We start from the raw sequence: 13,618 nt of genomic DNA on the forward strand, positions 1-13,618 counted from the left end.
AACTGCAATCTACGACGGCGTGGCGTAGCCCGCTGGTCGGCGATGATTAGACTCATGCGTCACATGGGGAACAGCGGAAAGCTTGCGGTGGTAACCGCTTTTATGTCGCTCGGGCTCTTGGTCCTCGCAGCCGTGGTCCTTGAAGAACTGGTCCTGTATCTGTTTCTGGGAGCGGTGCTGACCTGCTATTTGGCATCGATAGTGCAGGTCTTCAACCGGCGCCGATACCTCGTGGTTCTCCTTGGCGCTGCAGGCACCAGCTTGTTCATCGGCTTCAGCATCGCGTTCCTGCGCATGTGGGGCCTCGCGTTCAACCAGGACGCCAACGCCATGGGAAGTGCCGTAAGTACCGAGGACTCAGACATCTACTTCTACCTGGCCGCCGTGGCTGGGGTTGGAACCCTGGCTGTGCTGTTCCTCGGGGCGGTGGTGCCATCGTTCGGTTCCAGCCGGGCCAGGCGACCCACGCCGGTGGCCAAAAGAACCACAACGCCAACTAAACGAGCTCCCAACTCACGTCCAGCCGCGCCGGCAAAACGCCCAACTACATCGACGGCACGTCCTTCGAGCTCCGCCAAGGCCTCTCCGGCGAAGCGTCCCGCAACACCCCGCACACCTACAGCGGCAGCCAAGCGTCCGACGTCGGGCGTTCCGTCTCAACGCAAACCTGCCTCCAAGCGCTAGCGATCTCCAAACGCCAGCCTTGCGGGGCCCGCTCTGCGTGCCTCCCGAACGATTAGACGCGCAGAGCGGCCCCTGCAACGGTCACTTCGGGACGCTTCCGCCCAACTCCCAGGACTGCAGTGGCAACACCGAGCAGCAGGATCAGGCCGCCCATGATCTCGGCAACGGTGGGAATCTCGTTCAGGACCAACCAGGCCGCCGTCATGCCGACCACCGGAACCAACAGCGTGAAAGGCACGACGTCGGAACTCGGGTAGAGGGACAACAGCCGGTTCCAGATTCCGTACCCAATAAGCGAGGCGAAAACCGCCGTGTAGATGGCGCTCAGGATGGTGGGCATTTGGAGGTTCGTGATGGTCGCCCACACGGTGTCCGGACAGTCCACCACAAGTGACAATCCCGCCAACGGGAGCGGCACCACGGCCCCCGACCACACCACCAAGCCAAGGCCTGACGCAGCCTTCGAGTGCCGGGCCACCACGTTGCCCACAGCCCAGGACAAGGCAGCGGCCAGCACAATCATGAGCGGAAGGACAGGCGCCACGGCACTTCGTCCCAGTGCCACCACTCCCAGGCCTGCGATACCCAGCACCACGCCTGCCATTTGGCGGCGGCTGGGCCTCTCTCCCAGGAACTTCGCGGCGAGCAGGATCGTGAACAGCACCTGGGCCTGGAGAACCAGCGATGCCAGGCCGGCCGGCATCCCCAGCGCCATGCCCAGGTACAGCAACCCGAACTGACCGGCGCTCATGAAAAGCCCGACGCCGATGATCGCCTTCCAGCTCACGTCCGGTTTGCGGATGAACAGGATGAACGGAAACACGACCAGCAGGAAGCGGAAGGCGACGAAAAGCAGCGGCGGGACATCGCGACCGTTGGCGTGAAGGCCCAGGTCTATGGCGACAAAGTTCACGCCCCAGAGGACAGCGACAAGGACGGCGAGTGCGGAGTGGCGGAGGTTCACAAGAATCACTCTGGCATGCGATTGGTTTAAGCACCAGCGTTGAATTCAGCATGAAACCACGTAGATTTACTTCATGATCGACATTTCAGCTTTGCGTGCTCTTGTAGCTGTGGAACAGCACGGATCGGTAGTGGCCGCCTCCGACGTGATGGGCTACAGTCCGTCAGCAGTTTCCCAGCAGATCAAGAAGCTGGAGAAGCAAACGGGCGTAGCCGTCCTGGAACGGAACGGCCGTGGTGTACTCCTTACCGAACGGGGCCTTGCCCTCGCTGGCTACGGGCGGCGAATCATGGACGAGCTCGAGGAACTGCAGGCAACGCTCCTCGCCGATCCCGCGAAGCCCTCGGGTCTGCTGCGGCTCGTAGCATTCTCCACTGCCTGCCGTGGCTTGGTGGGGCCAATGCTCGGACGCATCGGGACCACCGATTCTGAGCTTGAAATCAGCGTGCTGGCCGAGGACCCACGTGAGGCCGTCCAACGAGTGGCCTTAGGCGAAGCCGAGCTGGCCGTGGTGCACAACTGGAACTCCGTGCCGCTGGTCATTCCGGAAAATCTGGTGCACGAGGACCTTTGCCTGGACCAGGCCGACGTCCTGGTTAACAGCACCCACGCACTCGCTGGACGGACCGTCGTCGAGCGTGAAGACCTGCTGGATGAAATTTGGGTCAGTACGCCGGCTGGCGCCATCTGCAACGAAGCCCTTCTGCAGATCTTCGCAGGGCTTGGGCGCGTCCCCGACATCCGTGTCTACGATCCCGACTTCTCCACCCATATTGCCATGGTGGAGCAGGCCGTGGCCGTGGCGCTTGTGCCTCGGCTGGGCAGGCCGCCCCTGCCACCTGGCGTGGTTGCGGTGCCGGTCGTTAATCCCATTCAGCAGCGGGCAGTGGGAATCGTGTATCGAAAGACCATGACCGCCAGCCCCAATATCCGGCACGCCGTCAGGCTTCTCCGCGAAATAGCGGCCGAGCACGAACTGCCAGTACGGGGTTAAACCATCCGTACGGGCCAAACGACGGCGCTGTTACTTGCGGGGCACCTTAAAGTGCGTCAGACGGGCGTCCTGCCCATCCAGTTCCGCCCATGACTTCTCAGTCTCAAGCACCGTCAAAGCACTGGTTGGGTACCGCGTGGCAGCGTCCATGTAAGCATCATGGTCTGAGTCGCGCGATGCGAGGTGCATGGCCAGATCCTGGACGCCGGGCATGTGCGAGATCACCATCAAAGTGGTGACGGTGTCCGGGACGTGGTTGATCACGGTCAACATTCGATTCGCTGAAGCGGCGTACAAACCGTCCTCGAGCTTGGGCGTCGGGGCTTTGTCCCCCAGCTCATCGCACACCCACGTGCAGGTTTGGCGGGTCCTCACCGCAGACGAGCACAGAATGAAGTCCGGAACCACGCCATGCTTGAGCAGCCACCTACCAGCCAGCGGAGCCTCACGGTGTCCGCGTTCCTCCAGCGGACGCTCATGGTCCGGCACCCCCATGGGCCAATCGGCTTTGGCATGCCGCATAATCACCAGGCGCCTGATGTGATGGTCACTCATAAACCAACCCTATAGCCGCAAACCCCCATCCGCCGCGGAGGCCAATACTCACGGGAGCACGAGAGGGAAGCCCGGGCATGGTGCGGGCGCTGTAGCGCAGCGGGCCACTTTGGTGAGGGCGCGGTAGCGTAGCGGGGCATCTTGCAGCGGGCGCTGTAGCGTAGCGGGGCATCCCGAAAGCGCCGTTGTTGCGTGAGGCACGAGCGCAGGCGCAGGCGCAAAGGGATCGTCCCGCGAAAGCGAAAGGGCCCGCGACCTGACAGGATCGTCCCGCGAAAGCGAAAGCGCCCGCCCTTACAGGACAGGCGCTTTCGGCTGCAGCAGCTACTTAGATCGAGTATTCCGGAGCGGCCCAAACGATAACTTCGGGGTGCTCGTAGAAGCGGTAGCCCTGGCCGCGTACGGTGCGCACCGTGTTGGCCAGGCGACCCAGCTTGGAACGGAGGCGGCGGATGTGGACGTCGATGGTGCGCTCGTTCGGTACTTCTTCGGCGTTGCGCCACAGGCCCTCAAGCAGTTCGTCGCGGCCCACCGTGCGGGTGCCGTTTTCCACGAGGTAGTTGAGGAGCTCGAATTCCTTGAACGTCAGGTTCAGGGACTCGCCGTCGAGGTGGACTTCGCGGCGGGCGAGGTCGATCAGCACGCCGGAGGGGCGGGCTTCCTGCTGCGGTGCCGGGCGGGCAGCCTCGGTGCGCTGGCGGGCGGCGACTGTGGGGTCACCGAAAGTGGAACGTACGACGTCGAGTGCGGACCCGGGCGCCCCGGCCGGTGCGACGGCGACTGCAGCGTAGCTCTCAGCGCCGGTGACCAGGGACTGTGCGTAGGCCCGGATTTCCTGGGCGAGCTTAGCGATGGAGGTTCCTGCCGCTGCTGCTGTCTCTTCGTCGATGCCCATGTAGAGCACGAAACCGCGGGCCACGTTGTCGTTGGCGACGGGGCGAAGGCGGTCAGACTGCGCAATGACAGGAGTAGGCGCCGTCATGGGTGCTGGCTCGTTGGTGGGAACTGCCCGCAACTGGCCGTAGGAGTTGGGGTTGTACCCCTGTGGCACGTAGCCGGGAGCCTGCTGGCCGTTGCCCTGGGGGGCGGGGGCGTAGCCGGGACGGTTGCCGAAGCCGGGGCGGAGCCCTGCGTTTGAAGCGGCCTTGTTGGCGTTTCGGACGGAGATGTGGACGTAACCGGATGCAACTGACATGGAGTGATTACCTCAAAAGTGAATAGCCGTCATCGCGGCTTCGAATGCTGGTTGTCCCCGCAATGAGTTTGGGGAAGGGCGCCCAACGCTGGGCTAGGGGGCGAATGCCTGAAACTTCTTTGGGGTGGAAAGTTAGGCTTGCATTCGACAACAGCGGGTCACGTCGCCAGCGGGTGAGCTGGACCAGATTGCTGCGGCTGCAGGTGCTGTTGAGTTCTTGTTCACATTGGAAGTGTGCAACGTAACAATGGCAACACGCAAGTAACAAAGCGCCTAACCGTCCACATTTTGAGACAAGAGGGTCTATTGTGCTGCAGATCACAATTCTTTCACTACGGAAAATGAACGTCATTTCATTCGGTTCCGATAAGAAATATTCGGCTTATGGTGAATTTTCTTCGGCCAATGGTGCATGATGCCCTTCCTGATTCCCGGCAGGCGCAAGACGACGGAATCTCAAGATCTGAAACACTTGCTGTCCAATCGCAAGCCACTCTCGTCTCGAATTTTTCCCTCAAAATCTGCTACAAGCCGTAGAAAGGGCGCGCATGGGACGGCCATGCCCCGCAACGCCTTCCACCGAACTCCCACGTCGCTAGTGTTGACCTCACAGCGTCCTCACAGGCTCGGCAAAGCTTCGCCAAACCAGAAGAATGGAGAGTTGTCCCATGGCATCCCCGCACTCCATGACGAACAACCTTCCCCAGCTTTCCCACCCGGACGGCTCTCCTATCCGCGCCTTGGTGGTGGACGACGAACCCAGCCTCTCCGAGCTCATGAGCATGGGCCTTCGCATGGCAGGCTGGTCCGTCGCGGTAGCAGCCGACGGACCAGAAGCCGTGAAGCTTGCCAAGGACTTCCGCCCTGACGTGCTGGTGCTGGACGTGATGCTTCCAGGATTCGACGGCGTCGAGGTCCTCAACCGGATCCGTACCTTCGCGCCGGAAGTGCCCGCGCTCTTTCTCACGGCCAAGGACGCTGTCCAGGACCGCATCGTAGGTCTTGCCGCCGGCGGGGACGACTACGTCACCAAGCCCTTCAGCATGGAGGAAGTCCTCCTTCGCCTGCACAGGCTCGTCCAACGTTCGGGCGTTGCCGCCATGGACACGGCGGAACTGGTGGTGGGTGATCTCACGCTGAACGTGGATACACGGGAAGTCTCGCGCGCCGGCGAAGACATCCAGCTCACGGCAACGCAGTTCGAGCTGCTTCGTTACCTTATGGAGAACCCCAAGCGCGTGGTCAGCAAGGCGCAGATCCTGGACCGCGTCTGGGACTATGACTTCGGCGGGCAGGCCAACATCGTGGAGCTCTACATTTCCTACCTGCGCAAGAAAATCGAAGCCAACCACCCGCCAATGATCCACACCATCCGTGGCGCCGGCTACGTCATCAAGCCTGCGGACTGAATCTTGTCCACCCTTTCAGGAGTAACCCGCAAGACCCAGCGGAACTGGCTCAATCCCACCACCTGGCATCTGCGCACGCGATTGGTCCTGGTGGCCATGGCCTTGCTGGTAGCGATTTGCGGGGCAGTCGGAGTGGTGAGTTACGCCTCCATGGACATGTACTTCAACAAGCAACTCGATAAGCAGCTGGAGCAGGCGTCAAGCCGCGCGAATGACTTCGGCAGGCCGCCGTCGAACTTTCCCTCAAGCGGGCGGCCAGATCCTCTGGAGGCCCGCGGCCAAGGTGCCGGTACCCTCAACGCGAGGATTGACGGTTCCACCGTCATTAACTCCGGCCTGCTAAATTCGAATGGCCGCCGCGTCGCACTTTCGGCAGAAGACAAGCAGGTCCTGCTCTCACTCCCCCGTGACAACCGGCCTGTGGACCGTTCATTGTCCAACGGCGACTACCGGCTGGTGGCAGTAAATACCACCTACGGCGACGTGATTGTGACGGGCCTGCCGTTGGCTGATAAGCAAAATGCCGAGGCCTCGCTGGTATGGACCATGGTGTTTGTTTCCCTTGGCGGACTGGTGCTGATCGGCCTTGCCGGTACCGTCATCATTCGCCGGACCATGCGGCCGCTGGAGCAACTATCGGAGGTTGCAACCAAAGTATCGCGCCTTCCCCTCGACGCCGGTGAAGTGGCACTCGCTGTGCGCGTACCGCCGTCGGCCTCCCATCCTGGAACAGAAGTAGGCAGCGTTGGCCACGCTTTGAACCAAATGCTCAACAACGTTTCCAGGGCCCTGGAAGCCCGTCAGGAGAGCGAAACCAAGGTCCGGCAGTTCGTTGCGGATGCCTCCCACGAACTGCGGACGCCGCTGACCGCCATTCGTGGATATACCGAATTACTCCGCATGACGGAGAACTTCACGGACGACGGCCGGAAGTCCCTGGCACGCGTCCAGAGCCAGTCCGAACGCATGACCACCCTGGTGGAGGACCTGTTGCTGTTGGCGCGGTTGGACGAAGGCCAGCCATTGAAGGTCACGGATGTGGACCTTACCCAGTTGGTGATCGAGACCGTCAGCGACGAAAAGGTGATGGCACCGGATCACATCTGGAAGCTCCAACTCCCCGACGAGCCCATCACGGTACGCGGGGACGCAACCCAGCTGCATCAGGTGCTGGCCAATCTCCTGTCCAACGCCCGCAAACACACCGATCCAGGTACCACAGTGATCACTGGCGTCGTGCTCTCCGCGGACGGTACCGCGGTGGTCACGGTCACTGACAACGGGGCTGGCATTCCGCCTGAATTCCAGGGCCATGTTTTCTCGCGTTTTGCCCGCGCTGACGCCGCGAGATCAGGCTCTGAAGGAACCTCCGGATTGGGCTTGTCAATCGTCGAATCAATCGTCCAAGCGCACGGCGGAAGCGTGGCAGTAACGTCCAAGCCGGGGTGCACCGAGTTCATTCTGAGACTCCCGTCAGTTTCGAACGAACACGTATAACGAATCAGGCAACATGACGCGCCGTGACCGTGATCTCTGTTACCCAAATGTGACTTAAGCCGAAACCTCCTGTACCTTCGAAAGGGTGGGTCGCCCATAGTTGGCCCACACCCGGGATGCGCCGAGCTCTGCCACTTCCCGGAGTTCCGTTCTCATTCGAGGCAGAGACGGGGGACCCAGAGTCTCCGGGCACAGTACTTTCCTTGCCCTTGGGGTGAAGCCGCAGCTACGCGCGCGGCCGGATGACCTCATCCGAACCCGACAGCTAACTCCGCAGGCGCTGAGAGGTAATCACACATGTCTGAATTCAACGATCAGACGCGCCCTTCCGCGCGTCACCGTGACGAACACAACGCTCCCCTGACCAAATCGCAGTCTGTTCTGAAGACCGCTGCCCGCCGCGGCAAGACCGGTCAGCGCATGTCCGTTGTTGCAGGAGTCGTTGCCGCAGCATTGGGCGTCGCATCGCTTGGCCAGGCCGCAAACGCCGCATTCAACCTCCCGGAAACGAGCCAGGCATCCGAGACGCAAGCCACGGCCCAGGTCAGCAACAAATCAGCGGAAATCTCTGCGTCCCTGGATGCTGCTGCCAAGAAGGGCGCCGGCGATAGGGCCGCTGCAGATCAGGCAGCAGCAGCTGCACAGGCCGCTGCCGAGAAGGCTGCCGCTGAGAAGGCTGCGGCCGAAAAAGCCGCCGCCGACCAGGCAGCAGCCGCACAAGCCGCCGCCGAAAAGGCTGCCGCTGATGCAGCCGCCAAGCAGGCTGCCGATGCCGCCGCTGCTGCAGCCGCAGCCGCAGCAGCTGTTCCCAAGGCCGTGGACGATCCCGCTGCTGCCAAAGCTTACGCCGCCAGCATCCTCGCCAGCTACGGCTGGGGTCCGGGTGAAATGACTGCCCTGAACACACTGTGGGAGAAGGAATCCAACTGGCGGACCACCGCGACCAACGCGTCCAGTGGCGCCTACGGAATCGTGCAGTCTCTGCCAGCTTCCAAGATGGCAACTGCCGGCGCCGACTGGGAGACCAACTACCAAACCCAGATCAAGTGGGGCCTGAACTACATCAAGGAACGCTACGGCTCCCCCTCGGCCGCCCTCGCCTTCCACTTGGCCAACAACTGGTACTAAGCCAACTCAATAAGCAGGTTTGAGCCCACCCCAGCGGGCTCAAACGTGCAGGGCCTGATTACCGCCCCGTTTTCCGCCGTTCGCAGCAGTGATTACTGCAGCTGACAGCGGGAACGGGGCGGTTTTCGCGTTTCAGGTGGCGACGGCTTGCACCTCACGTAACGTCAGGACTTAGCGTTGTGCCCATGACGGGAACAACAGGAACCGGACCGTGGAGCATCGGTGAACTGGCCACAGCATGTGGCGTCAGCGTGCGGACGCTCCACCACTACGACGAGATCGGGCTGCTGTCCGCAAGCCAAAGGACATCATCTGGTCATCGCCGGTATTCGGAGAGCGACCTGCGCCGCCTATACCGGATCAGATCGCTTCAGATGCTGGGGCTTCCGCTCGCTGCCATCGGCAAGGCGCTGCAAACGCCCGAGGATGATCTGGAGTCTCTTCGAGGCCTCCTCAAAGAGCAGCTGGTCCATGTGCAGGAGCATGCCCAGCAACTCCAGGCGCTCCAAAACCGTTTGGGCGAGCTGTTGTCACGCATGGACGGACACGCCATGCCCACCCCTGAACAATTCATGTCAACGTTGGAGATGATTACCGTGCTCGAAAACAACTTCACAGCCGAACAACGCCAGCAACTCGCGGACAAGCGGGAAGAACTCGGCGCAGAAAAAGTCGAAGCCGCCAAGCAGCAGTGGGCCGTCCTTGTGGAAGAAGGACTGGCGCACGTGGAAGCCAACAGGCCCGTCACGGATCCTTCCGTCCAGGAATGGGTGCACTCATGGGACGGCATCGGTTCCATGTTCCACTCGAGTGAGGACACCAAAGGTGCAGCGCGTGCAGCCTGGCAGGAAAACAGCAAGGCCATCAGCGCCGGCCTGCCTTGGAGCGCTGAGCAGTTGGCCGGGCTGATGGCATATTTGGAAAAGGCGCGCTCGGCCCGGTAACTGGACTGTGCCTATACTTCCGGTTCGGCCTATGCTTCCGGTTCGGCCTCTGCCGCACCTCGAACGGCTGCGATGGAGGCAGCGACGTCACCTGCGTCGGTGGCCCAGTTGCTGACCGAAATCCGGAAGATGTCGCGTCCTCGCCATGAGGAACCTGACATCCACACAAGCCCTTCGGCCATGAGCCGCTGGGTGACGCGGTGTGTGCGGTCATCACTGCCGAAGGCTACCGATACCTGTGTGAACACGACGTCGTTCAGAATCTCCACACCCGGGATCTCCGCGAGTCCCTCCGCCAACGCGCGGGCGTTTGCTGCAAGCCTGTCCACCATGGCAATGACTCCGGACCGGCCCAACTGTCGCAGCGCTGCCCACACCGGGATGCCGCGGGCCCTACGGGACAGTTCCGGAACTTTGTCGAACGGATCGCCCAGTCCGGTCTCCGTTGCAATGAGGTAACTCGTGTGAACGCTGAAGGCGCGTCTAAGGGCTTCCGGCCGGGAGACGATGGCCAAGCCGCAGTCGTACGGGACGTTCAATGTTTTGTGGGCATCGGTGGCCCACGAATCGGCTGCCTCTACTCCGGCCAGCCGCCCGCGCAGATTTGGGCTGACTGCCGCCCACAGCCCAAAGGCGCCATCCACATGCACCCAGGCCTCCCGGTCATGGGCTACCGCGATGGCTTCGGACATCGGATCGAACGCACCGGAATGCAGGTTGCCGGCCTGCAGGCACACGAGGGAAGGCCCGGGTTGCTGGTCCATGGCGTCGGCAAGGGCTTCCGGCAGGATCCTGCCTTGATCGTCCGTGTCCACGGGCACGCACGCTCCCAGCCCCAGATACCGCAGGGCGAGATCCACGGCGGCGTGCCGTTCCCGGCCGGCAAACGTTGTGATGAGCGGCGCGCCGGTCAGGCCCAGGTCCGCCAGGTCCCATCCTGCCTCGTCCATCAGGTATTGGCGCCCGGCGGCCAGGCCCGCGAAGTTGGCAGTGGTAGCGCCAGTTGTGAACCCGATGTCGGACCCTCGGGGAAGATCCAATAGTTCCAGGAGCCAGGCCGCCGCGGATTCTTCGATCGCAGCGGCAGCGGGAGTCGCAAACCTGAGCCCGGCGTTTTGGTCCCACGCCGAGACGAGCCAATCTGCAGCCATGGCAGCCGGCAACGTCCCGCCCATGACCCAGCCGTAGAAGCGTCCGGACTGGATGGCCATCAACCCGGGCTCCGCCAATGCGGCGAGCTCGTCTACTACGTCAGCCGCGTCCGTTGCTTCGTCGGGAAGGCTCGAAAGAAGGCTCGCGGCAACTTGGTCGGCGTCGGACGTGGGCCGGACTGAACGGCTGGGCACTGACGCAAGCCACTCCGTAGCGTGCGCCATGGCCCGCTCCAGTGCAGCACCGTACGCCTCCGGCAACGCAGACATGCGCACAGCCTACTCCCGGTTCACCGGCTGGAACAGCGAAGGCGAACAGTGCTAGAGCGTGAAGGTGATGAGGTGACCGCCGTCGTCGTCTTTCACTGCTGTGACCATCACGGCTGAGTAGTCCGGGATCCGCCACATGCCCGGCTCAAGCTCGCCTCCGGCGTCGCCCACCACCACGGTTCGCATCCCGGCGGCGCGGGCTGCGGCGATACCTGCCGGAGCGTCCTCAAAAACCACGACGTCGGCCGGTTCCGCGCCCAGCAACGCTGCGGCTTTGAGATACCCCTCCGGGTGCGGCTTGCCCCGCGTAACGCCTTCGGCGGTGACGGTAGTCGATGGCATGGAAAGTCCGGCAGCCTTCATCCGGATGTCGGCAAGGATGCGGTCCGCGGACGTGACAAGCGCGATGGCGTCGTCCGGCAATGATGCAAGCAGGGCTTCTGCGCCAGGAAGGGCAATCACGCCGTCGGTCCTGGTGCGTTCCATCTCGCCCAGCTCGGCCGTCAAAGCTTCAAGATCAGCTCCTGCCGGAGCATAACGGCGCACAGTATCGCCCGCTTGCACCCCGTGTGACGTCCGCAGGATTTCGTTGTAGTCGAGGCCGTATCGTTCGGCGAACTCCAGCCATACTTGCTCGACGATCGCCGTGGAATCAACCAGTGTTCCGTCCATGTCGAACAGGACAGCACGAACCGTCAGGGTAGAGGATCGCTCGGCGTGTGCGGAAGGCGAGGTTGGCTCGGCAGGATGGCTCATGCATCCATCCTGCCGCACCATGCAGGGGTTGCGGCTAACTGTGACTTAGCCGTTGGGCCGGTGCGGAATGTACTGCACAGCCCACTTATTGCCGTCGGGGTCCGCAAAATGGACGAAGTGTCCCCAGTCCTGAACGTCGATATCACTGACCTCGACGCCATTGGCCTTGAGCTGTTCGTGGGCTTTATTGATGTCGCTCACCACTATTTGAAGGGATGGCGCTGTCCCGGGAGGAGCATCGCTGAGGCCCTCCCCGATCGCGATGGAACAAGCCGATCCCGGCGGCGTCAACTGCACAAAGCGGATGCCGTCCATGGGACGCTCATCGAAATCGGCATTGAAACCAACTTTGTTGACGTAGAAATCCTTCGCGCGATCCACGTCGGACACAGGGACAAACACCAGTTCAAGTTTCCAGTCCATGCGCCACAGGCTAACGGGGCGCGCAGGAAAGCGGTAGAGGCGTACGGATTAGCCGGCCACGCCGTAGAGGCGGTCGCCGGCGTCGCCCAAGCCTGGAACGATATATGACCTGTCGTTCAGCTTCTCGTCAATCGAAGCGAGGACTACCGTCACATTGGCGTCCTGCAGTTCCTCCTCCAACTTGGCGAGGCCTTCCGGAGCAGCCAGCAGGCAGATGCACGTAACGTCGGAGGCGCCGCGTTTGAAGAGGAATTTGATGGCTTCGCGCAAGGTGCCGCCGGTGGCAAGCATGGGGTCCAGCACGAAGATCTGACGTCCGGTGAGGTCCTCGGGAAGGCGCTCGGCGTAGGTGATGATGTCCAGTGTCTCTTCGTCGCGGGCCATGCCCAGGAAGCCGACCTCAGCGGTGGGGACCAGTTTGGTCATGCCCTCAAGCATTCCCAGCCCAGCGCGCAGGATGGGAACCACCAAGGGCGTCGGCTTGGTGAACGCCGTGCCGATGGTCTTTGTGACAGGAGTCTCGATCTCCACTGGCTGTGTCTTGACCTCGCGGGTGGCCTCGTAGGCCAGGAGGGTGACGAGTTCTTCAGTGAGCTGCCGGAAGACCGGTGAAGGGGTGTTCTTATCCCGCAGTACGGTGAGCTTGTGAGCGACCAGCGGGTGGTCCACGACGAGTGTGCGCATCGTCCAAAACTATCATTGAGACATGAGCGCCACGGAGCCGTATCACGCTGAACACATGGCTTGGATGGGCCTCGCCCTGGACGAGGCCCGATTGGCGATGGAAACGGACGACGTGCCGATCGGCGCGGTCGTTCTAGGACCCGACGGCGGTGTGCTGGGTTCAGGGCGCAACGAACGGGAAGCACACGGGGACCCGACCGCCCACGCAGAGATCGTCGCCATCCGCGAGGCCGCGGCTGCCCTGCAACGCCATGCCCTCGAATTGGGCGAAGGCGGCGACGGGTGGCGGCTCGAGGACTGCACCTTGGTGGTAACCCTTGAACCGTGTGCCATGTGCGCCGGGGCGATCGTCCTGGCACGGATTCCCCGCGTCGTGTTTGGCGCGTGGGATGAGAAAGCCGGGGCCGCAGGTTCGGTGTTCGATATCCTCCGCGAGCGCCGGCTCAACCACTGGGTGGAGGTGTATGCAGGAGTGCGCGAGGAAGAATGCGCAACGCTCCTCCGGGACTTCTTCGCTACACATCGTGTGCCGGCAGCGGAGCACCGCTCACCCGCCTGAGCTCTATGTAAGGAGCCAATCATGACAATCGCTTTCAACCACACCATCGTCTACGCCACGGACAAGCACGCGTCGGCTGCGTTTCTGGCCCGCATCCTTGGGCTTCCCGCACCACAGCTCATGTGGTCCTTCGTCACTGTTTCCTTGGAAAACGGCGTCACCCTGGATTTCCTCGATGCCACAGGAACCATCGCGCCCCAGCACTACGCCTTCCTGGTCAGCGAAGAGGAGTTCGATGCGATCTTTTTGCGGATCACGGCCGAACACATTCCCTATTGGGCCGATCCCGCACGTTCCCGTGCGCAACAAATCAACCACAACGACGGCGGCCGCGGGATCTACTTCAGCGACCCGGACGGGCACTTCCTTGAAGCAATCACCCGGCCGTATGGTTCGGGCTGAATG

15 protein-coding genes and 1 riboswitch are annotated in these 13,618 nt (G+C 62.3%); of the genes, 8 read left to right on the plus strand and 7 right to left on the minus strand.

Annotation, left to right across the window (positions count from 1 at the left end; genetic code table 11):
* The first annotated feature begins 63 nt into the window (after positions 1–63).
* Entirely contained in the window at positions 64–684 is a 621-nt protein-coding gene (locus AB4Z15_RS11420) for a hypothetical protein (RefSeq protein WP_442017366.1), read from the plus strand.
* A 52-nt stretch (positions 685–736) separates the two neighbouring features.
* Here AB4Z15_RS11420 and AB4Z15_RS11425 read toward each other — a convergent pair whose 3' ends face one another.
* On the minus strand, positions 737–1,648 hold the full coding sequence (locus AB4Z15_RS11425; RefSeq protein ID WP_442017445.1) for an EamA family transporter: 912 nt from the start codon (positions 1,646–1,648) through the stop codon (positions 737–739).
* 73 nt (positions 1,649–1,721) lie between these two features.
* Between AB4Z15_RS11425 and AB4Z15_RS11430 the strand changes: the two genes are divergently transcribed.
* Complete coding sequence (locus AB4Z15_RS11430; RefSeq protein ID WP_442017367.1) at positions 1,722–2,642, plus strand: LysR family transcriptional regulator; 921 nt, start codon at positions 1,722–1,724, stop codon at positions 2,640–2,642.
* A gap of 30 nt (positions 2,643–2,672) precedes the next feature.
* On the opposite strand, the gene AB4Z15_RS11435 is transcribed toward AB4Z15_RS11430, so the two are convergent.
* Together AB4Z15_RS11435 and AB4Z15_RS11440 are read right to left on the minus strand one after the other, a co-directional pair.
* Positions 2,673–3,197 (minus strand): SixA phosphatase family protein, encoded by a 525-nt coding sequence (locus tag AB4Z15_RS11435; RefSeq protein WP_431118312.1) that lies wholly within the window; start codon positions 3,195–3,197, stop codon positions 2,673–2,675.
* A gap of 328 nt (positions 3,198–3,525) precedes the next feature.
* Positions 3,526–4,392: a winged helix-turn-helix domain-containing protein gene (locus tag AB4Z15_RS11440; protein WP_442004719.1), complete on the minus strand. Its 867-nt coding sequence runs from the start codon at positions 4,390–4,392 to the stop codon at positions 3,526–3,528.
* A 668-nt stretch (positions 4,393–5,060) separates the two neighbouring features.
* Here AB4Z15_RS11440 and AB4Z15_RS11445 point away from each other — a divergent pair.
* The 4 genes from AB4Z15_RS11445 (at position 5,061) to AB4Z15_RS11460 (ending at position 9,370) form a co-directional block, all read left to right on the plus strand.
* Positions 5,061–5,801 (plus strand): response regulator transcription factor, encoded by a 741-nt coding sequence (locus tag AB4Z15_RS11445; protein WP_431118309.1) that lies wholly within the window; start codon positions 5,061–5,063, stop codon positions 5,799–5,801.
* A 3-nt stretch (positions 5,802–5,804) separates the two neighbouring features.
* The gene (locus AB4Z15_RS11450) at positions 5,805–7,298 is read left to right on the plus strand and encodes a sensor histidine kinase (RefSeq protein WP_442017368.1); all 1,494 of its coding nucleotides are present in this window, start codon (positions 5,805–5,807) and stop codon (positions 7,296–7,298) included.
* A 134-nt stretch (positions 7,299–7,432) separates the two neighbouring features.
* Positions 7,433–7,590: riboswitch (cyclic di-AMP (ydaO/yuaA leader) on the plus strand.
* Positions 7,591–7,595: 5 nt separating this feature from the next.
* A complete protein-coding gene (locus AB4Z15_RS11455) occupies positions 7,596–8,426 on the plus strand; it encodes a hypothetical protein (protein WP_442017369.1) in 831 nt (276 codons plus the stop codon).
* A 185-nt stretch (positions 8,427–8,611) separates the two neighbouring features.
* Positions 8,612–9,370 (plus strand): MerR family transcriptional regulator, encoded by a 759-nt coding sequence (locus AB4Z15_RS11460; protein WP_442017370.1) that lies wholly within the window; start codon positions 8,612–8,614, stop codon positions 9,368–9,370.
* A gap of 29 nt (positions 9,371–9,399) precedes the next feature.
* Here the strand turns inward: AB4Z15_RS11460 and AB4Z15_RS11465 are convergent, their stop codons facing one another.
* From AB4Z15_RS11465 to upp, 4 genes are read right to left on the minus strand one after another with little or no spacing between them, the layout of a single operon-like run.
* A complete protein-coding gene (locus AB4Z15_RS11465) occupies positions 9,400–10,791 on the minus strand; it encodes a pyridoxal phosphate-dependent decarboxylase family protein (RefSeq protein ID WP_442017371.1) in 1,392 nt (463 codons plus the stop codon).
* Positions 10,792–10,842: 51 nt separating this feature from the next.
* Positions 10,843–11,547, minus strand: a complete 705-nt coding sequence (locus tag AB4Z15_RS11470; RefSeq protein WP_442017372.1) for an HAD-IA family hydrolase — start codon at positions 11,545–11,547, stop codon at positions 10,843–10,845.
* Positions 11,548–11,592: 45 nt separating this feature from the next.
* Positions 11,593–11,970 (minus strand): VOC family protein, encoded by a 378-nt coding sequence (locus AB4Z15_RS11475; RefSeq protein WP_431118300.1) that lies wholly within the window; start codon positions 11,968–11,970, stop codon positions 11,593–11,595.
* Positions 11,971–12,018: 48 nt separating this feature from the next.
* The gene (gene upp / locus AB4Z15_RS11480; RefSeq protein WP_442004713.1) at positions 12,019–12,654 is read right to left on the minus strand and encodes a uracil phosphoribosyltransferase; all 636 of its coding nucleotides are present in this window, start codon (positions 12,652–12,654) and stop codon (positions 12,019–12,021) included.
* Positions 12,655–12,676: 22 nt separating this feature from the next.
* On the opposite strand from upp, the gene tadA reads away from it, so the two are divergent.
* Both tadA and AB4Z15_RS11490 read left to right on the plus strand, forming a co-directional pair.
* Positions 12,677–13,213, plus strand: a complete 537-nt coding sequence (gene tadA / locus AB4Z15_RS11485) for a tRNA adenosine(34) deaminase TadA (protein ID WP_442004712.1) — start codon at positions 12,677–12,679, stop codon at positions 13,211–13,213.
* A gap of 21 nt (positions 13,214–13,234) precedes the next feature.
* Positions 13,235–13,615: a VOC family protein gene (locus AB4Z15_RS11490; RefSeq protein ID WP_442004711.1), complete on the plus strand. Its 381-nt coding sequence runs from the start codon at positions 13,235–13,237 to the stop codon at positions 13,613–13,615.
* The last annotated feature ends 3 nt before the right edge of the window (positions 13,616–13,618 follow it).

The organism is Paenarthrobacter sp. 2TAF44 (genome assembly GCF_052114885.1).
Classification (GTDB): Bacteria; Actinomycetota; Actinomycetes; order Actinomycetales; family Micrococcaceae; genus Arthrobacter.

What these genes read in the sequence shown, in the direction of transcription:
- AB4Z15_RS11420 (WP_442017366.1), top strand. Translation starts at nt 64, where the DNA reads ATGGGGAACAGCGGAAAGCTTGCGGTGGTAACCGCTTTTATGTCGCTC.
- AB4Z15_RS11430 (WP_442017367.1), top strand. Translation starts at nt 1,722, where the DNA reads ATGATCGACATTTCAGCTTTGCGTGCTCTTGTAGCTGTGGAACAGCAC.
- AB4Z15_RS11435 (WP_431118312.1), bottom strand. Translation starts at nt 3,197, where the DNA reads ATGAGTGACCATCACATCAGGCGCCTGGTGATTATGCGGCATGCCAAA.
- AB4Z15_RS11440 (WP_442004719.1), bottom strand. Translation starts at nt 4,392, where the DNA reads ATGTCAGTTGCATCCGGTTACGTCCACATCTCCGTCCGAAACGCCAAC.
- AB4Z15_RS11445 (WP_431118309.1), top strand. Translation starts at nt 5,061, where the DNA reads ATGGCATCCCCGCACTCCATGACGAACAACCTTCCCCAGCTTTCCCAC.
- AB4Z15_RS11455 (WP_442017369.1), top strand. Translation starts at nt 7,596, where the DNA reads ATGTCTGAATTCAACGATCAGACGCGCCCTTCCGCGCGTCACCGTGAC.
- AB4Z15_RS11460 (WP_442017370.1), top strand. Translation starts at nt 8,612, where the DNA reads ATGACGGGAACAACAGGAACCGGACCGTGGAGCATCGGTGAACTGGCC.
- AB4Z15_RS11465 (WP_442017371.1), bottom strand. Translation starts at nt 10,791, where the DNA reads ATGTCTGCGTTGCCGGAGGCGTACGGTGCTGCACTGGAGCGGGCCATG.
- AB4Z15_RS11470 (WP_442017372.1), bottom strand. Translation starts at nt 11,547, where the DNA reads ATGAGCCATCCTGCCGAGCCAACCTCGCCTTCCGCACACGCCGAGCGA.
- AB4Z15_RS11475 (WP_431118300.1), bottom strand. Translation starts at nt 11,970, where the DNA reads ATGGACTGGAAACTTGAACTGGTGTTTGTCCCTGTGTCCGACGTGGAT.
- upp (WP_442004713.1), bottom strand. Translation starts at nt 12,654, where the DNA reads ATGCGCACACTCGTCGTGGACCACCCGCTGGTCGCTCACAAGCTCACC.
- tadA (WP_442004712.1), top strand. Translation starts at nt 12,677, where the DNA reads ATGAGCGCCACGGAGCCGTATCACGCTGAACACATGGCTTGGATGGGC.
- AB4Z15_RS11490 (WP_442004711.1), top strand. Translation starts at nt 13,235, where the DNA reads ATGACAATCGCTTTCAACCACACCATCGTCTACGCCACGGACAAGCAC.